Source organism: Streptomyces sp. NPDC001381, from assembly GCF_042895685.1.
Lineage (GTDB): Bacteria > Actinomycetota > Actinomycetes > Streptomycetales > Streptomycetaceae > Streptomyces.
Genome location: NZ_JBIAWO010000022.1, coordinates 1 through 26,684, shown reverse-complemented (window position 1 = coordinate 26,684; position 26,684 = coordinate 1). Strand labels below are relative to the sequence as shown.

3 protein-coding genes are annotated in these 26,684 nt (G+C 75.9%); all 3 read left to right on the top strand.

Going from position 1 to position 26,684, the window contains the following annotated elements:
- Positions 1-41: 41 nt before the first annotated feature.
- Positions 42-5,450 (top strand): SDR family NAD(P)-dependent oxidoreductase, encoded by a 5,409-nt coding sequence (locus ACFY2L_RS38755; RefSeq protein WP_390824691.1) that lies wholly within the window; start codon positions 42-44, stop codon positions 5,448-5,450.
- 45 nt (positions 5,451-5,495) lie between these two features.
- Entirely contained in the window at positions 5,496-21,290 is a 15,795-nt protein-coding gene (locus tag ACFY2L_RS38750; protein ID WP_390824690.1) for a type I polyketide synthase, read from the top strand.
- Positions 21,291-21,351: 61 nt separating this feature from the next.
- The coding region (locus ACFY2L_RS38745; RefSeq protein ID WP_390824689.1) for a type I polyketide synthase at positions 21,352-26,684 on the top strand (5,333 nt) is incomplete at its 3' end.

Below are 26,684 nucleotides of genomic sequence, written 5' to 3'. Positions count from 1 at the left end.
TGCTGGCTCTTCGGCACGGTGTGCTGCCGCGGACGTTGCATGTGGACGAGCCGTCGTCGCACGTGGACTGGTCGGCGGGTGCGGTGCACCTGCTCGCGGACAGCGCCGACTGGCCGCGACGGGAGGGGCGGGCGCGTCGTGCGGGTGTGTCGTCGTTCGGGCTGAGCGGCACGAACGCGCACGTGGTGCTGGAGGAGGCCCCGCCCGGTCCTGAGCAGCGACCGCAACCGGAGCCCGTTGCCGGTGGTGTGGTGCCGTGGGTGGTGTCGGCCCGTACGGGCGCGGCCCTGCGCGCCCAGGCCGGACGCCTGGCCGAGTTCGTCACGGGGGACCAGGACCTGAGTGTCGCCGCGATCGGTGGTGCACTGGTGCGGTCCCGGTCGCTGTTCGAGCACCGGGCCGTGGTCTGGGGATCGGAGCGCGACGAGCTGGTGCGCGCGCTGGGGGCGGTCGCTTCCGGTGAGGAGGCTGCGAACGCGGCGACGGGCACGGCACGACGAGACGCGCGCACGGCGTTCCTCTTCGCGGGGCAGGGGTCCCAGCGCCTCGCGATGGGCAGCGAGTTGTACGACGAGTATCCGGTGTTCGCGGACGCCTTCGACGCGGCCTGCGCCCACCTCGACACCGAACTGCCGCGCCCGCTCCGGGAAGTGGTGTTCGGCGAGGACCCCGATCTGCTGAACCGGACGGAGTTCACCCAGCCCGCCCTCTTCGCCCTCGAAGTGGCACTGTTCCGGCTGCTGGAGTCCTGGGGCCTGCGCCCGGACGTGCTCGCCGGGCACTCGATCGGTGAGATCGCGGCCGCGCATGTGGCCGGGGTGTGGTCGCTGGCGGACGCGTGCCGTCTGGTGGTGGCGCGCGGCCGGCTGATGCAGGCCCTGCCCGCGGGCGGTGCGATGGTGGCGCTCCAGGCCACCGAGGACGAGGTCCTGCCGTTCCTCGGTGACGAAGTGGGCGTCGCGGCGGTCAACGGTCCCCGGGCCGTGGTCGTCGCGGGGGCCGCGGAGGCCGTCGAGGAGATCGCTGCCCATTTCCGCGCCCAGGACCGCAAGGTCACGGCGCTGCGGGTGAGCCATGCCTTCCACTCGCCGCTGATGGAGCCGATGCTGGCCGACTTCCGCAAGGTCGCGGAGAGTCTGACGTACGAGCGGCCGAGGCTGGCGTTCGTCTCCACGGTGACCGGGACGGCCGCCACCGCCGAGGAACTGATGTCGCCGGACTACTGGGTGCGGCACGTGCGTCGCCCCGTGCGTTTCGCGGATGCCGTCCGCGCGCTCTCCGAGCAGGGCGTGGGCCGTTGTGTCGAGCTCGGCCCGGACGGCACCCTCACCGCTCTCGCCCAGGCGTCGCTCGACGACGCCGGGGCCACGGTGCTCGTGCCGGTGCTGCGCAAGGACCGGCCCGAGACCATCTCGCTCCTCGCCGCCCTCGCCACCCTGTTCGTCCACGGTGCCGACGCCGACTGGCGCGCCCTCACCGGCGGCGACCGGGCCCCGAACCCGCACCTGCCGACCTACGCCTTCCAACGCCGCCGCTACTGGCCGGACTTCACCGGAGTCACGCTCGGCGACCTCGGCTCGGCGGGCGTCGGCTCGGCGGAACATCCGCTGCTCGGCGCCGCGGTGCGCGTGGCCGGCAGCGAGGAGGTGCTGTTCACCGGGCGGCTCTCGCTCACGACGCACCCGTGGCTGCGCGACCACGCCGTGACCGGCACGGTCCTCTTCCCGGGCACCGGGTTCCTCGAACTCGCCCTGTGCGCCGCCGGACAGCTCGGCTGCGAACGCGTCGAGGAACTGACCATTGCCGCCCCCCTGATCGTGCCCGAGCGCACCGGACGGCTGGTCCAGGTCCGCGTGGGCGCACCCGACGAGTCGCACACGCGCACCGTCGAGGTCTACTCCCGGGCCGAGGACGCGCTCGACACCGACCCGTGGACGCTGAACGCCAGCGGCTCGCTCACCGCCGGCCCGGCGCCGGCCGGCACACCCGTCCCCGACCTGATCGCGTGGCCGCCGCCGGACGCCGAGGCCGTCCCCATGGAGGGCTTCTACGACCGCTTCGCCGAGGCGGGCTTCGCCTACGGGCCGGTCTTCCAGGGGCTGCGCGCGGTCTGGCGGCGCGGCGAGGAGGTCTTCGCCGAGGTCGGACTGCCCGACGAGCACGACCGGCTCGCGGGTGGGTTCGGCGTCCACCCGGCGCTCCTGGACTCCGCCCTGCACGCGATGATGTTCGTGTCGCTGGCCGATGCCGGCCAGGGACGGCTGCCGTTCTCCTGGAGCGGCGTGTCGCTGCGGGCGTCCGGCGCGCGGGCCCTGCGCGTACGGATGGTGCAGGCCGGTCCGGAAGCCGTCGCCCTGCAACTGGCGGACCCGGAGGGCGGCGCGGTCGCCTCCGTCGAGTCGCTGCTGCTGCGCCAGGTCTCCGGAGACCTCGCCGCTCGCGCCGACGCCGGCGGCCACCGCGACGGCCTCTTCCAGGTGGACTGGACGAAGGTGTCGCCGCCGGAGCGGGACGCGTCCTCGGCCGGCGCCCTCGTGGCGGTCGGCACCGCCGGCCTCGCGCCCGGCGTGGAGTCGTACCCGAGCCTGGCCGAGCTGCCCGCCACCGTCCCCGCGACCGTACTGTTCGCCGCGGGTCGCGGCCTGAGCGGCCTGAGCGGCCAGGGCGGCGCGGACGGGGGTGCGGCGGACGCGGCCCGGGCCGCCGCCGGCCGCGTCCTGGACGCCGTACGGGCCTGGCTCGCCGACGAGCGGTTCGAGGAGTCCCGTCTGGTGATCCTCACCGAAGGGGCGGTCACGCTCGACGGAACGGCTCCCGATCCCGCCCTGGCCGCCGTGTGGGGCCTGGTCCGGGCCGCGCGCGCCGAGGCACCCGACCGGTTCGCCCTGGTCGACACGGACGGCACCGAAGCCTCCCGCGCCGCGCTCGCCCGGGCCCTGGCCGCCGGGGAGCCTGAGCTCGCGCTGCGCGACGGCGTTGCCCACGCGCCGCGCCTCGGCCGTGTCCCCGCCGCCGGTGCGCTCCCGCTCCCGGCGGGCGAACCGGCTGCCTGGCACCTGGACAGCCTGGAGAAGGGCACCCTGGACACCCTGACCCTGACCCCCTTCCCCGAGGCCACCGCCGAGTTGACGGAGGGCCAGGTCCGTATCGCCGTACGGGCGGCGGGAGTCAACTTCCGCGACGTGCTCAACGCCCTCGGCATGTATCCGGGTGAGGCGGGCCTGCTCGGCGGTGAGGGCGCGGGTGTGGTGACCGAGGTCGGCCCGGGTGTGCCGGGGCTGGCCGTGGGTGACCGGGTGTTCGGCATGTTCCCCGGTTCCTTCGGACCGGTGGCGGTGGCCGACGCGCGGACGGTGGCGCGCGTTCCGCGGGGCTGGACGTTCGCACAGGCGGCGTCCACGCCGATCGTGTTCCTGACGGCGTACTACGCGCTCACCGAGCTGGGCGCGGTGCGGCCGGGGGAGTCGGTGCTGGTGCATGCGGCTGCCGGTGGTGTGGGTATGGCGGCGGTGCAGCTGGCGCGGCACCTGGGAGCCGAGGTGTTCGGCACCGCGAGTGCCGGCAAGTGGGACACCCTGCGGGAGCTGGGCCTGGACGCCACGCACATCGCCTCCTCCCGTGACACGGACTTCGAGACGGCGTTCCTCGCCGCGACCGGCGGCCGGGGTGTGGACGTCGTACTGGACTCGCTGGCGGGTGAGTTCGTGGACGCGTCGCTGCGTCTGCTGCCGCGCGGAGGCAGGTTCCTGGAGATGGGCAAGACCGATGTCCGGGACCCGGAGGCGGTGGCTGCCGAGCATCCCGGTGTGGCGTACCGGGCGTTCGATCTGTGGGACGCCGGTCCGGAGCGGATCGGGCGGATGCTGGCCGAGCTGGTGGCACTCTTCGAAGCCGACGTCCTGCGGCCCCTTCCGGTCACCTGCTGGGACGTACGGCAGGCCCCGGAGGCGTTCCGGTACCTGTCGCAGGCCCGGCACGTGGGCAAGGTGGTCCTCACGGTCCCGGCGCCCCTGGACCGGGACGGCACGGTGCTGGTGACCGGTGGCACGGGTGGTCTGGGCGCGCTCGTGGCGCGCCAGCTCGTGACCGGGCACGGCGTACGGCGTCTGCTGCTCGCCAGCCGGCGCGGCCTCGAAGCGCCGGGCGCATCCGAACTCGTCGCGGAACTGGCGGACTTGGGTGCCGAGGTCGAGGTCGCCGCCCTGGACGTGGCCGACCGGGACCAGCTCGCCGCCGCGCTGGACGCCCTCCCCGCCGAGCACCCGTTGACCGCCGTCGTCCACACCGCGGGCGTCGTCGACGACGGTGTCGTGGCCGCACTCACCCCGGAGCGTCTGGCCGGGGTCATGCGGCCGAAGGCGGACGCGGTCGCGCACCTGCACGAGCTGACCCGTGACGCGGACCTGTCGGCGTTCGTGGTCTTCTCCTCGGTGGCCGCTACCTTCGGCAGCGCGGGCCAGGCCAACTACGCCGCCGCCAACGCCTTCCTGGACGCCTTCGCCGCTCACCGGCGCGCCTCGGGGCTGCCCGCGGTGTCCCTCGCGTGGGGCCCGTGGGCGCCCGGCACGGGCATGACCGCCGAGCTGACCGAGGCGGACCTGCGGCGCATGGCACGCGGCGGCATGCGGCCGCTCACCGCCGAGCAGGGACTCGAACTCCTCGACGCGGCCGGGCTCGTGTCCGTCACGGCCCCCGCGCACCGGGCGCTCCTGCTGCCGGTGAACCTGGATCTCCAGGCCCTGCGGGCGCACGCCGAGGCCGTACCGCCGCTGCTGCGCGGCCTGGTGCGGGCACCGGCGCGGCGGGCGGCGGACACGGCGGCCGGGACCGGCGCGCAGCGGCAGGACCTCGGCGCCCGGCTGGCGGCGCTCGCACCGGCCGACCGGGAGCAGCATCTCGTCGACCTGGTCTGCGCCCAGGCGGCGGCGACCCTCGGGCACGCCTCGGCGGACGAGATCGAACCGGACCAGGCGTTCAAGGAACTGGGCTTCGACTCGCTCACCGCCGTCGAACTGCGCAACCGGCTCAACGCCGCCACCCGGCTACGGCTCCCGGCCACGCTGGTGTTCGACCACCCGACGCCGACGGCGCTGGCGGGACATCTGCTTCAGGAGATCACCCTGCCGGAGGCGTCCGGCACCGGGGCGGGCGAGAGCTCGGGCGCGGCCGCTTCGGCGGCGCCGCTCCTGGTCGAACTGGACCGGCTGGAGGCCGCGCTCGGCGCCGCCGCGGCCGGCGGGGACGACCACGCGACGATCACTTCCCGGCTGCAGAGGCTGACGGCGATGTGGCAGGAGAGGGCAACGAAGGACGGCGGTGCCGGACACGACAACGGCACCGGCTCCGGGGGTTCCGGAGCGGCTCTCGCCGACGACGACGGGGCACTGGACTCCGTCGAGACGGCGGACGAGCTGTTCGACCTGATCGACAAAGAACTCGGGATGTCGTGATCAGCCGCGGGAAACCGTCGGCATCGGCTCAGGGATGTGGCGTTGGTGGCTGAAGACGGCAAGATGGACGACAAGTACGTCGAGTACCTCAAGCGGTTGACCGCCGAACTGCGGCAGACGCGGCGGCAGTTGCGCGACGTGGAGGCACGCGACCGGGAGCCGGTCGCGATCGTCGCGATGAGCTGCCGCTACCCGGGTGGGGTGGACAGCCCGGAGGAACTGTGGCGGCTCGTCGACGAGGGCGGGGACGCCGTCTCCGGATTCCCCGCCGACCGCGGCTGGGACGTCGAGGCGGGCTACGACCCCGACCCCGACCACCCGGGCACGTTCTACGCGCTCGGCGGCGGATTCCTGCACGAGGCGTCCCGTTTCGACGCGGACTTCTTCGGGATCTCGCCGCGCGAGGCACTGGCGATGGACCCGCAGCAGCGGCTGCTGCTGGAGATCTCCTGGGAGGCGTTCGAGCGGGCCGGGATCGCCCCCGGCTCGGTGCGCGGCAGCAGCACCGGCGTCTTCGTCGGCGCCGCCACCTCCGGATACGGCGCCGGCGTGAGCGAGTTCCCCGAGGGCGTGCAGGGCCTGCTGCTGGCGGGCAACGCCACCTCGGTCGCCTCCGGCCGCATCGCCTACACCCTGGGGCTGGAGGGGCCGACCGTCACCGTCGACACGGCCTGCTCCTCCTCGCTGGTCGCCCTGCACTGGGCGTGCCAGGCGCTGCGCCGCGGCGAATGCGACCTGGCGCTCGCGGGCGGCGTGGCCGTGATGGCCACCCCCGCCATGTTCTACGAGTTCAGCCGGCAGCGCGGGCTGGCCGCCGACGGGCGCTGCAAGGCGTTCTCCGACGACGCCGACGGCACCGGCTGGGCCGAGGGCGCCGGCATGCTGCTCGTGGAGCGGCTCTCCGACGCCCGGCGGCTGGGCCACCCGGTGCTGGCCGTCGTCCGCGGCACGGCGATCAACTCCGACGGCGCCTCCAACGGCCTCACCGCCCCCAACGGCCCCGCCCAGCAGCGGGTCATCCGCGCCGCCCTCGCCAACGCGGGACTCGCCCCCGCCGAGGTGGACGCCGTCGACGCGCACGGCACCGGCACCTCGCTCGGCGACCCCATCGAGGCGCAGGCCCTGCTCGCCACCTACGGCCAGGACCGCGAACAGCCGCTGTGGCTGGGCTCCTTGAAGTCGAACATCGGGCACAGCCAGTCGGCCGCGGGCGTCGGCAGCATCATCAAGATGGTCGAGGCGATGCGGCACGGCGTGCTGCCGCGCACCCTGCACGTCTCCGAGCCGTCCCGGCACGTCGACTGGTCGGCCGGGGCCGTACGCCTGCTCACCGAGCCGGTCGACTGGCCGGAGACGGGCCGCCCGCGCCGCGCCGGGGTCTCGTCGTTCGGCATCAGCGGCACCAACGCGCACGCCGTCATCGAGCAGGCCCCCGCCGCCGGACCGGCGGAGCCCGCGGACCCCGCCGCGCAGCCGGCCGCCCCCGCCGCCGAGCCCCGCACCCTGCCCGTCGTGCCGTGGCCGGTGTCCGCGCGCAGCGAGGAGGCGGTACGCGCGCAGGCCGCCCGGCTCCTGGCCAGGCTGCGGGACGGGACCGAGCCGCCGCGCCCCCTGGACGTGGGCCACGCGCTCGCCACCACCCGGGCCGCCCTGGAGCACCGGGCGGTCGTCCTCGCCACCGACCACGAGACCGCCGTACGCGAACTGGCCGCCCTCGCCGAGGGCACCGCGGGCCCCGGGACCGTCCGGGGCCGCACCGCGCGGGGCGCCACCGCCTTCCTGTTCGCCGGCCAGGGCTCCCAACGGCTCGGCATGGGCCGCGAACTGTACGAGACCCACCCCGCCTTCGCCGCCGCCTTCGACGCGGTGGACGCCGAACTGCCCTTCGGCCTGCGGGAGATCGTCTTCGGCGAGGACGCGGACCTGCTCCACCGCACCGAGTACGCGCAGCCCGCCCTGTTCGCGCTCGAAGTCGCCCTCCACCGGCTGCTGGAGTCGTGGGGCGTCACCGCGAAGTTCCTGCTGGGCCACTCCGTCGGCGAACTGGCGGCCGCCCATGTCGCCGGCGTGTGGTCCCTCGCGGACGCCTGCCGGCTGGTCGTGGCGCGCGGCCGGCTGATGCAGGCCCTGCCGGAGGGCGGCGCGATGGCCGCGCTCCAGGCGACCGAGGAGGAGGTGCTGCCCCTGCTGAACGACCGGGTCGGCATCGCCGCCGTCAACGGCCCCCGCGCGGTGGTGATCTCCGGCGCCGCCGACGCCGTGGCGGAGGCGGCCGCGCACTTCCGCGCACAGGACCGCAAGGTGACGGCCCTGCGGGTCAGCCACGCCTTCCACTCCCCGCTGATGGAGCCCATGCTCCAGGAGTTCCGCGCGGTCGCCGAGACCCTCACCTACCACACGCCCCGGCTGACGCTCGTCTCCGGCATGACCGGCGAGATCGCCCGCCCGGCCGACCTGTGCTCGCCGGACCACTGGGTCCGGCACGTCCGCGAGCCGGTCCGGTTCGCCGACGGCATACGGCTGCTGGCCGAGCGCCGGGTGGCCCGCTACGTCGAGCTGGGCCCCGACGGCACCCTCACCGCCCTCGCCCAGGACTGCTTCGAGGGCGACACGCCGCCCGCCGTGCCCACCCTGCGCAGGGACCGGCCCGAGCCCGCCGCCTTGATGGCAGCGGTCGCCGGCGCCTTCGCCCACGGCGCACCGGTCGACTGGCCGGCCGTCTTCGCCGGTACCGGCGCCCGGAACGTGGAACTGCCGACGTACGCCTTCCGCCGTGAACGGTACTGGCTGGAGCCCACCCCGCCCGGCACGGCGACCGCCCGCGACACCGGCGGCGGGGACGCGGGCTTCTGGACGGCCGTCGAGGACGAGGACGTCGCCGCCCTCGCCGACACCCTGGACGTGGACGAAGGGCTCGTGCGTCCCCTCGTGCCCGCCCTGTCGTCGTGGTGGCGGGGGCGGCGTGAGCTCGGCCGGGTGGACCGGCTGCGCCACCGCGTCGCCTGGCAGCCCCTCGACCCGGCCGCCGGCGGCCCGCTCACCGGCCGCTGGCTCGTCCTCACCACCGCCACGGCGGCCGACGGCCCCCTGGCAGCCGCCGTGACCGAGGCGCTGCGCGCGGGCGGAGCCGAACCCGTGCCGTGGACGTACGCCCCCGACGAGGAACGCGCCGCGCTGGCCGCACGGCTCACCGGCCTCGGCACCCTCACCGGCGTCCTCGCCCTGCCGGCCGAGGAGCGCCCCGACGACGACGGACAGCAGCCCCTGGCGGACGCCCTCCTGCGCACCGTACGGCTCGTGCAGGCGCTCGGCGACGCCGAGGTGACCGCACCGCTGTGGCTCGCCACCCGCGGCGCGGTGGCCACCGCACGCTCCGACGCCGCCCCCGAGCCGGCGCAGGCCGCGCTGTGGGGCCTGAGCCGGGTGGCCGCCCTGGAGTCGGCCGGCCGGTGGGGCGGCCTCGTCGACCTGCCGCAGACCGTCGACCGGCGGGCCGCCGCCCGCCTCGCCGCGGTGCTGGCCCAGCCCGGCGACGAGGACCAGATCGCGGTCCGTGCCTCCGGAGTCTTCGTACGACGGCTCCTGCACGCCGACGACCCGGCCGCCCCGCACGACGGTGCGAGCGGCTGGCAGCCCCGCGGCACCGTCCTGATCACCGGCGGCACCGGCGCACTGGGCGCCCGGGTCGCCCGCTGGGCCGCCGAGCAGGGCGCGGAGCACCTCGTCCTGACCGGCCGCCGCGGCCCCGACGCCCCCGGTGCCGCCGAGCTGACGGACACGCTCACCGCGCTCGGCGCCCGGGTCACCGTCGAGGCCTGCGACCTCGCCGACCGTGCCGCCGTCGAGGAACTGCTCACCCGGCACCCCGTGGACGCCGTCGTCCACGCGGCCGGCGTCACCGACACCCTCCCGCTGGCCGACCTCGACGCGGACCGCTTCCGTGCGGTCCTCGCCGCCAAGGCACACGGCGCCGCCCACCTCGACGCGGTGCTGCGCGCCCAGGGAGACCGCCCGCTCGACGCGTTCGTGCTGTTCTCCTCCATCGCCGGCGTATGGGGCAGCGGAGGCCAGAGCGCCTACGCCGCCGCCAACGCCTACCTCGACGGCCTGGCCGAACAGCGGCGCGCCCGCGGCGCCACCGCCACCTCCGTCGCCTGGGGCCCCTGGGCCGAGGGCGGCATGGCCACCGAGGGCGGCGCCGAGGAGTACCTGCGCCGACGCGGTCTCACCGCCCTCGACCCCGACACCGCGCTCGCCGCGCTGCGCCGCGTCCTGGAGCAGGACGTCACCGGTCAGGTCGTCGCCGACGTCGACTGGTCCCGGTTCGCCCCCAACTTCACCAGCACCCGCCCCAGCCCCCTGCTCGGCGACCTGCCCGAGGCACGCGACGCGCTGCGCACCGGACAGGCCCCCACGGACGACGACGGAGCGGGCGCGGCACTGCGCGCACGCCTCGCGGGCCGCCCGGCCGCCGAACGCCGCCGCGCACTCCTGGAGCTGGTCCGCACCCACGCCGCCGCCGTCCTCGGCCACGCCGACGCGGCACTGCTGGAGACCCGGCGCGCCTTCCGCGACTCGGGCTTCGACTCCCTCACCGCCGTCGAACTGCGCAACCGCCTCGCCGCCGAGACCGGCCTGGCCCTGGCCGCCACCCTCGTCTTCGACCACCCCACCCCCGTCGACCTCGCCGCCTTCGTGCACGGCGAGCTGTTCGACGAGTCCCGGCCCGCACACCTGGACGGCACCGGTGGCGCGGCACGCGGGGAGCGCGCGGCCGACGACCCGATCGTCATCGTCGGCATGGGCTGCCGCCTGCCCGGCGACGTGTCCGGCCCCGACGAGCTGTGGGAACTGGTCGCCGCCGGACGGGACGCGATCACCGAGTTCCCCACCGACCGCGGCTGGGACCTCGACGCGCTCTACCACCCCGAACCGGGCCGCCCCGGCACCAGCTACACCCGGCACGGCGGATTCCTCACCGGCGTCGGCGCCTTCGACCCCGCCTTCTTCGGCATCTCGCCGCGCGAGGCCGTCGCCATGGACCCGCAGCAGCGGCTGCTGCTGGAGACGTCGTGGGAGGCGCTGGAGCGCGCCGCCATCGCCCCGGGCGCCCTGCGCGGCAGCCGCACCGGCGTGTTCATGGGCTCCAACGGCCAGGACTATCCCGCCCTGCTGCTCAGCACACCCGACGCCGGGGACGGGTACCTCGGCACCGGCAACGCCGCCGCCGTGGTCTCCGGCCGTATCGCCTACGTCCTCGGCCTCGAAGGACCGACCCTCACCGTCGACACCGCCTGCTCGTCCTCCCTCGTCGCCCTGCACCTCGCGGTGCGGGCACTGCGGGCCGGCGAGTGCGACCTCGCCCTCGCGGGCGGCGTCACGGTCATGTCCACCCCGGGCGCCTTCCTGGAGTTCAGCCGCCAACGCGGCCTCGCGGCGGACGGCCGGTGCAAGGCGTTCTCCGACGACGCCGACGGCACCGGCTGGGCCGAGGGCGTGGGCGTGCTCGTCGTCGAGCGGCTCTCCGACGCCCGCCGCAACGGGCATCCGGTCCTCGCCGTGGTCGCCGGTTCCGCCGTCAACCAGGACGGCGCCAGCAACGGCCTGACCGCCCCCAACGGCCCCGCCCAGCAGCGGGTCATCCGCGCCGCCCTGGCCGACGCCGGGCTCGCCCCGGCCGAGGTGGACGCGGTGGAGGCGCACGGCACCGGTACGGCACTGGGCGACCCCATCGAAGCCCAGGCCCTGCTCGCCGCCTACGGCCAGGACCGTGAACGCCCGCTGATGCTCGGCTCGTTGAAGTCCAACCTCGGCCACACCCAGGCCGCCGCAGGTGTCGCCGGTGTCATCAAGATGGTGCTGGCCATGCGGCACGGCCTGCTCCCGGCCACCCTGCACGCCGACACCCCCAGCACCCACGTCGACTGGTCGGCGGGCGCCGTGGAACTGCTCACCGAGACCACGCGCTGGCCCGGCGGCGACCGGCCGCGCCGCGCCGGAGTCTCCGCGTTCGGCGTCTCCGGCACCAACGCCCACGTCATCGTCGAACAGCCCTGGGACGAGGAGCGGTCCGGGACCGTCGAACAGCCCCGCGAGACCGCGCCGAAGAGAACCGGGACCGGCGGCCCCCTGCCCTGGGTGGTCTCCGGCGCGTCCGGGAACGCCCTGCGCGCACAGGCCGGACGCCTCCTCGCGCACGCCGACGCCCGGCCCGGCCTCACCGCCGCGAGCCTCGGCCTCTCCCTCGCCACCACCCGTACCGCGCTCGACCACCGTGCCGTGATCCTGGGCGCGGACCGCGCGGAACTCGTCTCCGCGCTCACCTCCCTGGCCCAGGGCGAGCCCGCCTCCGGCGTGGTCACCGGCCGCGCGCGGGCCGACGGCCGTACCGCGTTCCTCTTCGCGGGGCAGGGCGCGCAACGGCCCGGCATGGGACGCGAGACGTACGAGGCCCACCCCGTCTTCGCGGACGCCTTCGACGCCGTGTGCGCGCAGGTCGACGGGGAACTGCCGCGCCCTCTGCGGGAGATCGTCTTCGGGGACGACCCCGACCTGCTGAACCGCACGGAGTTCACCCAGCCCGCCCTCTTCGCCCTCGAAGTGGCCCTGTTCCGGCTGCTGGAGTCCTGGGGCCTGCGCCCCGACGTGCTCGCCGGGCACTCCATCGGCGAGATCGCCGCCGCGCATGTGGCCGGGGTGTGGTCGCTGGCGGACGCGTGCCGTCTGGTGGTGGCGCGCGGCCGGCTGATGCAGGCCCTGCCGTCGGGCGGTGCGATGGTGGCGCTCCAGGCCACCGAGGACGAGGTCCTGCCGCTGCTCGGTGACGAAGTGGGCGTCGCGGCGGTCAACGGTCCCCGGGCCGTGGTCGTCGCGGGGGCCGCGGAGGCCGTCGAGGACATCGCTGCCCACTTCCGCGCCCAGGACCGCAAGGTCACGGCGCTGCGGGTCAGCCACGCCTTCCACTCGCCGCTGATGGAGCCGATGCTGGCCGACTTCCGCAAGATCGCCGAGAGCCTGACCTACGAGCCGCCCCACCTCCCCGTCGTCTCGACGGTCACCGGTGCGGCCGCCACGGCCGAGGACCTGTGCTCCCCGGAGTACTGGGTCCGCCATGTCCGCCGGCCGGTCCGCTTCGCCGACGCCGTCACCGTCCTGGAGACCGAGGGCGTCACCCGGTTCCTGGAACTGGGACCGGACGGCACCCTCACCGCCCTGGCCCACGCCTCGCTCACCGACGGCGAACCGGTCGCGGTCCCCGCCCTGCGCCCCGACCGCCCCGAGACCGCGACGCTGCTCGCGGCGGCCGCGACACTCTTCGCACACGGTGCCGACGTCGACTGGTCCGCGTTCTTCCCCGCCGGGCGTCCCGTCGAACTGCCCACCTATGCCTTCCAGCACGGCCGCTACTGGCCGCGCACGGCCGGCGGCCACCTCGGCGACCTCCGCTCGGCGGGTCTGTCCGCCGCCGGTCACCCGCTGCTCGGCGCCGCCGTCACCCTCGCGGACAGCGGGGCCGCGGTCTTCACCGGCCGGCTCTCCACCCAGCTCCAGCCGTGGCTGGCCGAACACGTCGTCTCCGGTTCCGTCCTGCTGCCCGGCACCGCCTTCCTGGAACTCGCCCTGCACGCGGCCGACCGCGTCGGCTGCGGTCAGGTCGAGGAACTCACCCTGCGGACACCGCTGGTGCTGCCCGCCCACGGCGCCGCCCAGCTCCAGGTCACCGTCGCCGCCCCGGACTCCGACGGGCGCCGCGAGATCGGCGTGTACTCCCGCCCCGCGGCCGGCTCGGACGCCGACGGGCCCGACGACGAGCCGTGGATCCAGCACGCGACCGGCACCCTGCTGCCCGAGGCCGCCGTGCCCGCCCCGGTGGCGGACGGGCGACCGCCCGCCGACGCCGCCGAGATCCCCACCAACACCCTCTACGAGCGGCTGGCGCGGACCGGCCTGTCCTACGGCCCGCTCTTCCGCGGACTGACGTCCGTCCGGCAGAGCGGCGACGACCTGTTCGCCGAGGCACGTCTCCCCGACGAGGCCGCCTCCGACGCCCGCCGCTACGGCGTCCACCCCGCCCTGCTGGACTCGGTGCTGCACGCTCTCGGAGCCGCCCCGACAGCCACCGGCGGCACGGCAGGAGAGGAACCGGCCCCGGGCCTGCCCTTCTCCTGGAGCGGCGTCACCCTGCACGCCACCGGTGCGTCACAGCTCCACGCCCGCCTGCGGGCCACCGGGAGCGGCACGGTCGCCCTCGACCTGGCCGACCCCTCCGGCGCACCCGTCGCCACCATCGGATCCCTCACGCTGCGCGCCCTCACGGCACCGGCCGCCGGAACCGCGCACACCCCGCACGCCGAGCTGCTGCACCGGGTCGACTGGACGCCGCTCCCGCTGGACGCGACCGCCTCGGCCCCGCCCGCCGCGCCACTGCCGTCGCCCCTCCCCACCACTCTCCCGGCCACTCCTGCGACGACCGGTGCCGACGCGGGAGCGGACACGCTGGTGCGCGTGGCCTCCCCGGCCGGCCACCGCGCGGAGGCAGCGCACACGGCCGCCGCTCACGCGCTGGAACTGGTACGTGTCTGGCTGACGGAGGAGCGCTTCGAGGGCGCCCGGCTCGTGCTGGTCACCGAAGGGGCGGTCACGCTCGACGCGACGGCCCCCGATCCCGCCCTGGCCGCGGTGTGGGGTCTGGTGCGGGCGGCCCGGGCCGAGAACCCTGGGCGGTTCGCGCTGATCGACGTGGACGGCACCGACGCGTCCTGGGCGATCGTCCCGGCCGTGCTCGCCTCCGGTGAGGCCGAGGTCGCCGTACGCGGCGGCACCCCGTTCACCCCGCGCCTGGGCCGGGCCACAGGCGGCCGTGAACTCGCGCCTCCGACAGGCGAGTCGGCCTGGCGGCTGGACATCGTGGAGCAGGGCACCCTGGAGGGACTGGCGCTGCGGCCGGTCCCGGAGGCGCGAGCGGAACTGACGCCCGGTCACGTCCGTGTCGCGGTGCGGGCCGCGGGCGTGAACTTCCGTGATGTGCTCAACGCGCTCGGCATGTACCCCGGGGACGCGGAGGACTTCGGTCTGGAGGGCGCCGGTGTGGTGACCGAGGTCGGTCCCGGGGCGACCGGGCTGGCCGTCGGCGACCGCGTGATGGGCCTGTTCTCCGGCGCGTTCGGCCCGGTGGCGGTCGCGGACGCCCGGACGGTGGCCCGGATCCCGGCCGGCTGGACGTTCGCGCAGGCGGCGTCCGTGCCCCTCGTGTTCCTGACCGCGTACTACGCCCTCGACGACCTCGCGGGCCTGCGGGCCGGTGAGTCGGTGCTGGTGCACGCGGCGGCCGGCGGCGTGGGCATGGCCGCCCTGCAGCTGGCGCGGCACCGGGGCGCCGAGGTGTTCGGCACGGCGAGCGCCGGCAAGTGGGACACCCTGCGCGCCCTGGGCCTGGACGAGACGCACCTCGCCTCGTCCCGCGACACCGCGTTCGAGACGGCCTTCCTCGCGGCCACCGGCGGCCGGGGCGTGGACGTCGTACTGGACTCGCTGGCCGGGGAGTTCGTCGACGCCTCCCTGCGGCTGCTGCCGCGTGGTGGCCGCTTCCTGGAGATGGGCAAGACCGACATCCGGGACGCCGACGCGGTGGCCGCCGAGCACCCGGGTGTGACGTACCGCGCCTTCGACCTGTGGGACGCCGGTCCGGAGCGGATCGGCCGGATGCTGGCCGACCTGGTCGCCCTGTTCGAGTCGGGCGTGCTCGCGCCCCTTCCGGTCACCTGCTGGGACGTACGGCAGGCCCCGGAGGCGTTCCGTCATCTGTCGCAGGCCCGGCACGTGGGCAAGGTGGTCCTGACCGTCCCGGCGCCACTGGACCCGGAGGGGACCGTGCTGGTCACCGGTGGCACCGGCGGCCTGGGCGCGCTGGTGGCCCGCCACCTGGTCACCGAGCACGGCATCAGGCACCTGCTGCTGGCCGGCCGCCGAGGTCCCGAGGCCCCGGGCGCCCGCGAACTCGTCGCCGAACTCACCGGCCTCGGCGCCGAGGTCGAGGTGGCGGCCCTGGACGTCGCCGACCATGACCAACTCGCCGCCGCCCTCGCGGCCGTCCCCGCCCAGCACCCGCTGACCGGCGTGGTGCACGCGGCCGGCGTCCTGGACGACGGCGTCGTCGCCTCCCTCACCCCCGACCGCCTGGCGCAGGTCATGCGGCCCAAGGCGGACGCGGTGGCGCACCTGCACGAGCTGACCCGCGACGCCGACCTCTCCGCGTTCGTGGTCTTCTCCTCGGTGGCCGGTACGTTCGGCGGCGCGGGTCAGGCCAACTACGCGGCAGCCAACGCCTTCCTGGACGCCTTCGCCGCCACCCGCCGCTCCGCCGGCCTGCCCGCGACCGCCCTCGCCTGGGGCCCGTGGGCACCGGGCGCGGGCATGACCGCCGAACTGACTGAGGCGGACCTGCGGCGCATGGCCCGCGGCGGCATGCGGCCGCTCACCCCCGAACAGGGCCTCGGCGCCCTCGACGCGGCCCTGCGGCGGACCGAGTCCGTCCTCGTGCCGATCGCGCTCGACCGGCGCGTACTGCGCGACCGGCAGGCGGTGTCGGCGCTGCCCGCCATGCTCCGCGGCCTGGCCGTCACCCCGGCACGGCGCACGGCGGCCACGGCGGACGCCGCCGGGGAGAGCTTCAGGACCGGGCTGGCGACCCTCGCACAGGCCGAGCGCGAGACGGCGGTCCTGGACCTGGTACGCACCCAGACGGCCCTGGTGCTGGGGCACTCCGGCCCGGACACCGTCGAGGCCACGCGCGACTTCCGGGGCCTCGGCATCGACTCACTGACCGCCGTGGAACTGCGCAACCGGCTGAACGCGGCGACCGGACTGCGGCTGCCGGCGACCCTGGTGTTCGACTACCCGTCGCCGCAGGCGCTCGCCCGCCACATCGGCACCGAACTCCTCGACACCCGGCCCCCGGGCACAGCCGCCGCCACGACCGGTGCCGGCGTCACGGCCGTCCGTGCCGTCGACGGGGCGGACGACGCGCGGATCGCGATCGTGGGCATGGGCTGCCGGTTCCCCGGCGGGGTGCGCGGACCGGAGGACTTCTGGCGGCTGCTCGCCGACGGCGTCGACGCGATCGGTGCGCCGCCCGCGGACCGCGGCTGGCACGCGGACGGCGTCGAGGGCGGATTCCTGTACGACGCCGCCGAGTTCGACGCGGACTTCTTCGGCATCTCGCCGCGCGAGGCCCTGGCGATGGACCCGCAGCAGCGACTCCTGCTGGAGATCTCCTGGGAGGCGCTGGAACGGGCCGCGATCGACCCGCGCGGGCTGCACGGCTCCCGTACCGGCGTGTTCGTCGGCACGAACTACCAGGGCTACGGATCGGCCGCGCACCACGTCCCCGAGGACACACAGGGACAGCTCCTGACCGGGCACGCCGCGAGCGTGGCCTCCGGCCGCGTCGCCTACGCGCTGGGCCTGGAGGGCCCCGCGGTCACCGTGGACACCGCCTGCTCGTCCTCACTGGTGGCCCTGCACTGGGCGGCCCAGTCGCTGCGGTCCGGCGAGTGCGATCTGGCGCTCGCGGGCGGTGTGACGGTGATGGCGACACCGGGCGCGTTCGCCGAGTTCGACCGGCAGGGCGGGCTCGCCGGCGACCACCGCTGCAAGGCCTTCTCGGACGACGCCGACGGCACCGGCTGGGGCGAAGGTGCCGGCATCCTGCTGCTGGAGCGGCTGGCCGACGCCCGCCGCAACGGTCACCCGGTGCTCGCCGTGGTCCGGGGCAGCGCCGTCAACTCCGACGGCGCCAGCAACGGACTCACCGCGCCCAACGGTCCCTCGCAGCAGCGCGTCATCCGCGCCGCGCTGGCGGCCGGCGGGCTCACCCCCGCCGACGTCGACGCCGTCGAGGCACACGGCACCGGCACGAAACTGGGCGACCCGATCGAGGCGCAGGCGCTGCTCGCCACCTACGGCCAGGACCGCGAACGGCCCCTGTGGCTCGGGTCGGTCAAGTCCAACATCGGCCACACCCAGGCCGCCGCCGGGGTCGCCGGCGTCATCAAGACGGTCCTGGCCATGCGGCACGGGACACTGCCCCGCACCCTGCACCTGACCCGGCCCACCAGCCACGTCGACTGGACGGCCGGACGGGTCGAACTGCTCACCGAACCCGTGCCCTGGCCGCGTTCGGGACGCCCACGGCGCGCCGCGGTCTCGTCGTTCGGCATCAGCGGCACCAACGCCCACGTCGTCCTGGAGGAGGGCGCGGGGCGGCAGGACGCCGCCGAGCCGCACCCCGGGGGACCGGTCGCCTGGCCACTGAGCGCACGATCGGCCGCCGCCCTGCGAGCCCAGGCCGAGCGGCTGCGCGCCCGGCTGGCCAACGACCCGGAGCCGTCCCCCGCCGACGTGGCGCACTCCCTGGCCACCGGCCGCGCGGTCTTCGAGCACCGGGCCGTGGTCGTCGCCGAGGACCGCACCCAGCTCCTGACCGCGCTGGGAGCGCTCGGCCGCGGCGAGGACACCGCCGCGGTGGTGCGCGGACGCACCGGCCCCCGGGGACGCACGGCGTTCCTGTTCAGCGGGCAGGGCTCGCAGCGGCCCGGCATGGGCCGGGCACTCCTCGACCGGTTCCCGGTGTACGCCGAGGCCTTCCACCGCGTCTGCGACGGCTTCGCCCCGCACCTCGACGTGCCGCTGGCCGACGTCGTCCTCGCAGCCGAGGGCACGGAGCGGGCCGCGCTGCTGGACCGCACCGCCTACACCCAGCCCGCGCTGTTCGCCGTCCATGTGGCGCTGTACGAACTGGTGCGCTCGTGGGGCGTCGCGCCGGACGCCCTGATGGGGCACTCCATCGGCGAACTGTCCGCCGCGCACGTCTCCGGAGTGCTGTCACTGGCCGACGCGTGCGCCCTGGTCGCGGCCCGCGGCCGGCTCATGGACGCGCTTCCCGAAGGCGGCGCGATGGCCGCCGTACAGGCGTCCGAGGACGAGGTGGCGCCGCTGCTCGCCGGACGCGACCGGCACATCGCGGTCGCCGCCGTCAACGGGCCCACGGCCGTCGTGGTCTCCGGCGACGAGGACGCCGTGTCCGACATCGACGGGCATTTCGCCGCGCTGGGCCGAAAGACTAGGCGTTTGCGGGTCAGCCATGCGTTTCACTCAGCGCATATGGACGCGATGCTTGCGGAGTTCGAAGAGGTCGCGCGCGGCGTGCGCTACGACGCGCCCGCGATCCCGATCGTCTCCAACGTGACGGGCGACCGGGCCACCGAGGCCGAACTGGCCTCGCCCGGACACTGGGTGCGGCACGTGCGGCAGACCGTGCGCTTCGCGGACGGTGTACGACGGCTGCGCCAGGACGGCGTCGGCACGTTCGTCGAACTCGGTCCGGACGGCTCGCTGACCGCGATGACCCTCGACACCCTCCAGGAGGCGGCGCACCACGGCCCGCAGGAGCCGGCCGAGGCCGCCGTCGCCGTCCCCGTGCTGCGCCGGGGCCGGCCCGAGCCGGTCGCCGCCCTGCTGGCCGCCGGGACGCTGCACGTGCACGGCCTCGCCGCCGCGCCGACCGGACTGACCGGCCCGGCCCGCACGGTGGAGCTGCCGACCTACGCCTTCCAGCGCGACCGCTACTGGCTGGAGGCGGCGGGGTCCACCGGCCCCGAGCCCATCGGCCCCGACCTGCCGGGCGACGGCGGCCGCCTCGACGACGAGTTCTGGGCCGCCGTCGAGCGCGGCGACCTCGGCGAGCTGACCGAGCGCCCCGACCTCGGCGACGACACCCCCCTCAGCGAACTGCTGCCCGCGCTGTCGTCCTGGCGGCGCCGCCGCCAGGAGCGCTCCGCGCTCGACTCCTCGGCCTACACGGTGGTCTGGCGTCCGGTGCCGGACGGCCCCCCGCCGGTGCTGTCGGGCACCTGGCTGCTGGCCGTGCCCGCCTCCCGGGCCGAGGACCCCTGGACGGCCGGCCTCGCCGACGGCCTGACCGCGCATGGCGCACAGCTCGTGCGGCTCCCCGTGGACTGCGCCCGCACCGACCGGGCCGCGCTCGTCGAGGCACTGCGCGAGCTCCCCGAACCGGACGCCGTACAAGGCGTGCTGTCGCTGCTGGCCCTCGACGAGGAGCCCGCGGCCACCACGGACCGCGCGGCCACCCCCGCCGGCCTGGCCGCGCTGCTCGCCCTGACCCAGGCGCTCGGCGACCTGGAGATCGGCGCCCCGCTGTGGGCCGCCACCGTCGGCGCCGTCGCCGCCACCGACCGGGAGAGCGTCACTGCGCCCACCCAGGCCGCCACCTGGGGCCTGGGCCGGGTCGCCGCGCTGGAACACCCGCAACGCTGGGGCGGTCTCGTCGACCTCCCCGCCCGCCTCGACGGGCGGACCGCCGAACGGCTCGCCGCCCTGCTCTCCGGCACCACGGGAGAGGACCAGACCGCCGTCCGGGCCGCCGGCGTCCTCGCCCGCCGCCTCGTGCACGCCCGGCCGTCCGACGCCCCCACCCCCGAGTGGAGCTGCGCGGGCGAGACCGTCCTGATCACCGGCGGCACCGGAGCGCTCGGCGCCCGGGTCGCCCGGCGGCTCGCCGAACGCGGTGCCCGCCACCTGGTGCTGGTGGGCCGCCGCGGCCAGGAAGCGGACGGCGCCCAAGCGCTGCGCGCCGAACTGGCCGCGCGGGGCGCGACCGTGACACTGGCCGCCTGCGACACCGCCGACCCCGACGCCCTGGCCGCCCTGCTGGCCGAGCACCCGGTCGACGCCGTGGTGCACGCGGCCGGGGTCCTGGACGACGGACTCCTCCAGTCGCTCACCCCCGAGCGGCTGGAGGCGGTGCTGCGGCCCAAGCTGGCCGCCGCCCGCAACCTCGACCGGCTCACCCGCGACCGCGACCTGTCGGCGTTCGTCCTGTTCTCCTCCTTCGCCGGCACGGTCGGCTCGGCGGGGCAGGGCAACTACGCCGCCGCCAACGCCTACCTCGACGCGCTCGCCGCCCGGCGCCGCGCCGACGGCCTGCCCGCCACCTCCGTGGCCTGGGGACCGTGGGCCGGTGGCGGAATGGCCGCCGGCGGCCCCGAGGCGGAGGCACGGCTGCGGGGCGGCGGTGTCGTCCCGCTCGACCCGGACACCGCGCTCGCCGCCCTCGACCGGGCCGTGGCCGGCGAGGACGCCGCGCCGACCGTCGCCGAACTCGTCTGGGACCGCTTCGTACCCGGCTTCACCGCGGTGCGGCCCGCCCCGCTGCTCGCCGAACTGCCCGAAGCCCAGGCCCTGATCCGCCAGGCACGGGAGAGGGACGGCGGGACCGCGACGGACGGCGGCGCGCTGCGCACCCGACTCGCCGGGCTCGCCGAGGCCGAACAGGAGCGGCTGCTGATCCAGCTGGTCCGCGGCCACGTCGCCACCGTCCTCGGGCACGCCTCCGCCGAAGCCGTCGACGCCGACCGCGCCTTCAGCGAACTCGGGTTCGACTCGCTGATGGCGGTGGAACTGCGCAACCGGCTCGGCACCGCGGCCGGGCTCCAGCTGCCCGCCACCCTCCTGTTCGACCAGCCCACCCCCCGTGTCCTCGCCCGCCACCTGCGATCGCTGACCGCGGCCGAGGGCGGCGAAGCGCCCGCGCTGGACGCCCTCGACCGACTCGAGGCCGCGCTCGCCGGGCTCGCCGAGGACGACACCCGGCGCGGCCGGATCACCTCCCGCCTGCTGGCGCTCGCCTCCCGCTGGAACGGCCAGGGCGAACCGTCCGCCGAGCGGACGGACGACGGCGGCGGCGACCTCCAGGACCGGATCGAGTCCGCCGGCGCCGAGGAGATCTTCGCCCTCATCGACAACGACCTGGGCATCTCATGACCGGCACCACGACCCTGGCCACCGCCACGACCGACACGACCTTCCAGGTGGGGGAGTACGCGTGAACGAGCAGGAAAAGCTCCTCAGCTACCTCAAGAAGGTCACCGGAGACCTGCACGAGACCCGCAGGCGCCTGCGGGAGGCGGAGTCCGCCTCCCGCGAACCGGTAGCCATCGTCGCGATGAGCTGCCGCTTCCCCGGCGGCGCCGACTCGCCCGAGGACCTGTGGCGGCTGCTCGCCTCCGACGGCGACGCCGTGACCGAGTGGCCCACCGACCGCGGCTGGAACCTCGCCGACCACTACGACCCCGAACCCGGCCGCCCCGGAAAGACCTACAGCACCTCCGGCGGCGCCCTCGCCGCGGCCGGCGACTTCGACGCCTCCTTCTTCGGCATCTCGCCGCGCGAGGCCATGGCGATGGACCCCCAGCAGCGGCTGCTCCTGGAGATCTCCTGGGAGGCGTTCGAACGGGCCGGCATCGACCCCACGACCCTGCGCGGCTCCCGCACCGGCGTCTTCGCCGGCACCAACGGCCAGGACTACCCGGCACTGCTGCTGGCCTCCCGGGAGAGCCTGGAAGGACACGTCGGCACCGGCAACGCGGCCAGCGTGGTCTCCGGCCGCATCTCCTACACCCTCGGCCTGGAGGGCCCCGCCGTCACCGTCGACACCGCCTGCTCCTCCTCCCTGGTCGCCCTGCACCTCGCCGTACGGGCGCTGCGGTCCAGGGAGTGCGACCTGGCGCTCGCCGGCGGTGTCACCGTGCTGTCGACACCCGGCCTCTTCCTGGAGTTCAGCCGGCAGCGGGGCCTCGCCCCCGACGGCCGCTGCAAGGCGTTCGCCGAGGCCGCCGACGGCACCGGCTGGGCCGAGGGCGCCGGCATGCTGCTGGTGGAGCGGCTGGCCGACGCCCGCCGCCTCGGGCACCCGGTGCTCGCCGTGGTCCGGGGCAGCGCCGTCAACCAGGACGGCGCCTCCAACGGCCTGACCGCGCCCAACGGGCCCGCCCAGCAGCGCGTCATCTGGCAGGCCCTCGCCGACGCACAGCTGTCCACCGCCGACGTCGACGCGGTCGAGGCGCACGGCACCGGCACGACGCTCGGCGACCCGATCGAGGCGCAGGCCCTGCTCGCCACCTACGGCCAGGACCGCGAACAGCCCCTGTGGCTCGGGTCGGTCAAGTCCAACATCGGCCACACCCAGGCCGCCGCCGGGGTCGCCGGCGTCATGAAGATGGTCCTGGCCATGCGCCACGGACTGCTGCCCCGCACCCTCCACGTCGACCGGCCCACCACCCACGTCGACTGGACGGCGGGCCGCGTCGAACTCCTCACCGAGGCCCGCCCCTGGCCCGCCGCCGACCGGCCCCGCCTGGCCGGCGTCTCCTCCTTCGGCGTCAGCGGCACCAACGCCCACGTCATCCTCGAACAGCCCACCCCCGAACCGGCCGCGCCCGCCGGGGAGCCCCCCGCCCCGTCGCGCACCACACTGCCCTACGTCGTCTCCGGACGCAGCGCCGCAGCGCTGCGGGCCCAGGCCGCCGCCCTGCACGCCCGGCTGCGCGCCGACGAGACGGTGGCCCCGCACGACCTCGCCTGGTCGCTCGCGGCCACCCGTTCCGCGTTCGAACACCGCGCGGTGCTCCTCGCCGACGACCGCCCCGAACTGCTGCGCGGCCTGGAGTCCCTGGCGGCGGGCTCCCCGGCCACCGGTCTCGTCCAGGGCGTGGCCGACGTGGACGGCCGCACCGTCTTCGTCTTCCCCGGCCAGGGCCCCCAGTGGCCCGGCATGGCCACCGAACTCCTCGACACCGACCCGGAGTTCCGAGCCCACTTCACCGCCTGCGCGACCGCCGTCGAGCGCTGCGTGGACTGGTCCGTCGAAGACGTGCTGCGCGGCGCCGACGACGCGCCCACCCTCGACCGCGTGGACGTCGTCCAGCCCCTGCTGTTCGTGACCATGGTGTCGCTGGCCCGCCTCTGGCAGTCCCGCGGGGTCCACCCCGACGCCGTCGTCGGACACAGCCAGGGCGAGATCGCCGCCGCCTGCGTCGCCGGGGCCCTCACCCTGGACGACGCCGCCCGCGTGGTCGTCCTGCGCAGCAGGGCCATCACCGCCCTCGCCGGACACGGCGGCATGGCCTCGGTGCTGCTGCCGGTCACCGACGTCCGGGAACGGCTGGCACCCTGGGCGGGCCGGGTGTCGGTCGCCGCCGTCAACGGACCCGCCTCCGTGGTCGTCTCGGGCGACGCCGACGCCGTACGCGACCTGGTCGCCGAGCTCACCGCCTCCGGCGCCCAGGCACGGCAGATCCCCGTCGACTACGCCTCCCACTCCGCCCAGGTCGAGGAGATCCACGACCGGCTCCTCACCGACCTCGCCACCGTCCGCCCCCGCGCCGCCGACGTGCCGTTCTTCTCCACCGTCACCTGCGACTGGCTCGACACCGAGCACCTCGGCGCCCCCTACTGGTACGACAACCTGCGGCACACCGTCCGCTTCGCCGACGCCGTACGGGCCCTCGCCGCACAGGACTTCCGCGCCTTCGTCGAGTCCAGCCCGCACCCCGTGCTCACCGCCGCCGTCCGCGACACCCTCGACGAGGAGGGCCGCACCGGCACCGTCGTCACCGGCACACTCCGCCGCGGCGAAGGCGGCCCACGCCGCTTCCTCACCTCCCTCGCCGAGCTGAGCGTCCGCGGCGCCGCCCCCGCCGACTGCACGGCCCTCGCCGGCCCCGCCACCCGCGTCGACCTGCCCACCTACGCCTTCCGGCGCCGCACCTACTGGCCCACGCCCGCCCAGCTCACCCCGCCCGCCACGGCGACCGGCACGGACCTCGACGCCCGCTTCTGGGAGTCCGTCGAGAACGGCGAGACCGCCCCGCTGGCCGCCGCCCTCCACCTCGACCAGGACACCCTCTCCACCGTCCTGCCCGCCCTGAGCGACTACCGCAGACGCAGCCGGGAGAACGCCACCGTCGACGCCTGGCGGTACCGCGTCACCTGGAAGCCCCTGCCCGCCGCCCCCGCCCCCGTCCTGAGCGGACGCTGGCTCGTCGCCCTGCCCGCCGACCACCAGGACCCGGACCACCCCCGCCACGCTCTCGGCGCCGCCGTCCTCGACGCCCTCGCCCGCGCGGGCGCCGAACCGGTCACCGTCCCGGTCGCCCCGCACGACGACCGCGACCGCGTCGCGCACGCCCTGCGCGCCACCGGACCCGACCGGCCGCAGGCCGTCCTGTCCCTGCTCGCCCTCGACGAGGAGGAGTACGACGGCCTGCCCGGCCTGCCCCGCGGCTTCGCCGCCACCGTCTCCCTCGTCCAGGCCCTCGACGACCTCGGCCAGGACGCACCCGTCTGGTTCGCCACCCGAGGCGCCGTCGCCACCGGCCCGACCGAGACCGTCACCGCCCCGGAGCAGGCCCTCGTCTGGGGCTTCGGCCGCGTCGTCGCCCTCGAACAGCCACAGCGCTGGGGCGGCCTCCTCGACCTGCCCGCCACCCTCGACCCCGTCGCCGCGGAACGCCTCACTGCCGCCCTCGCCGGCGTCGGACAGGAGGACCAGCTCGCCGTCCGCGACACCGGCCTCCTCGCCCGCCGCCTCCACCGCGCGGCGACAGGCGGCCTGGGCGGCACCCGGGACTGGACCCCCACCGGAACCGTCCTCGTCACCGGCGGCACCGGCGCCCTCGGCCGCCAGGTCGCCCGCAGACTCGCCCGCCAGGGAGCCCCCGGTCTCCTCCTGGTCAGCCGCACCGGCCCGGACGCCCCCGGCGCCGCCGCACTGCGCACCGAACTCACCGGACTCGGCGCCGGACACGTCGACATCGCCGCCTGCGACATCGCCGACCGCGACCAGCTCGCCGCCCTGCTGGCCACCGTCCCCGCCGAACGACCCCTCACCGCGGTCTTCCACACCGCCGCCGTCCTGCGCGACGGCGTCATCACCACCCTCACCCCCGAACAGCTCGCCGAGGTCCTGCGGGTCAAGGTCGGCGGCGCCCGCACCCTCGACGCCCTCACCACCGGGCTCGACCTCTCCGCGTTCGTCCTCTTCTCGTCGACGGCCGGGACGATCGGCGCCCCCGGCCACGCCAACTACGCCCCCGGCAACGCCCTCCTCGACGCCCTCGCCCAGCAGCGCCGCTCCCGCGGCCTGCCCGCCACCGCCATCGCCTGGGGACCCTGGGCCGACGGCGGCATGGCCGAGGGCTCCGTCGGCGAACGTCTCCAGCGGCACGGCGTCCGCCCCATGAACCCCGACCTCGCCCTCGGAGCCCTGCAACAGGCCCTCGACCACGACGACACCACCCTCGCCGTGACCGACATCGACTGGGATCTGTTCGCCCACGCCTACACCACCGCCCGGCCCCGGCCCTTCCTCGACGACCTGCCCGACGCCCGGCGCGCCCTCACCGCCCGCCGTGGCCCCGACCACGACCCCCGGGACGCAGCCGACGGCGACACCGCCGGCACTGGCGACCTCACCCGGCGACTCGCCGCACTCGCCGAACCGGAACAGCGGGCCGCCTTCGAGGAACTCGTCCGCGCCCACGCCGCCGTCGTCCTCAACCACGCCGGCCCCCAGGACGTCGAGCCCACCCGCTCCTTCCGCGAACTCGGCTTCGACTCGCTCACGGCGGTGGAACTCCGCAACGCCCTCAGCGCCGCCGTCGGCCGTCCCCTGCCCGCCACCCTCGTCTTCGACCACCCCACCCCGACCGCCCTCGCCGAACACCTCCGCACCGCCCTCGCCCCGGCCGCCCGGCACACTCCGGACGCCGCGCTTGCGCCCCCGCGCGCCTCCGCCGACGACCCCATCGTCATCACCGCGATGAGCTGCCGCTTCCCCGGCGGGGCCGACACCCCCGAGGACTACTGGCGCCTGCTCGCCGACGGCACCGACGCCATCACCGCATGGCCCGACGACCGCGGCTGGGACGTCGACGCCCTCTACGACCCCGAGCCCGGCGTCCCCGGACGTGCCAGCACCCGCGGCGGCGGATTCCTCCACCACGTCGCCGACTTCGACCCCGGTTTCTTCGGGATCTCGCCGCGTGAGGCGCTGGCGATGGATCCGCAGCAGCGGTTGCTGCTGGAGCTGGCGTGGGAGGCGTTCGAGCGGGCCGGCATCGACCCGACCACGCTGCGCGGCTCGCGCACGGGTGTCTTCGCCGGCACCAACTACCAGGACTACGCCTCCCGCCCCCTCGACCCCGCCACGGCCGAGGAGGTCGCGGGCCACCTCGGCACCGGCAACACCGCCAGCGTGATGTCCGGCCGGGTGTCCTTCACGCTCGGTCTGGAGGGCCCCGCGGTGACGGTGGACACGGCGTGTTCCTCGGCGCTGGTGGCGTTGCATCTGGCGGTGCAGGCGTTGCGGGCGGGGGA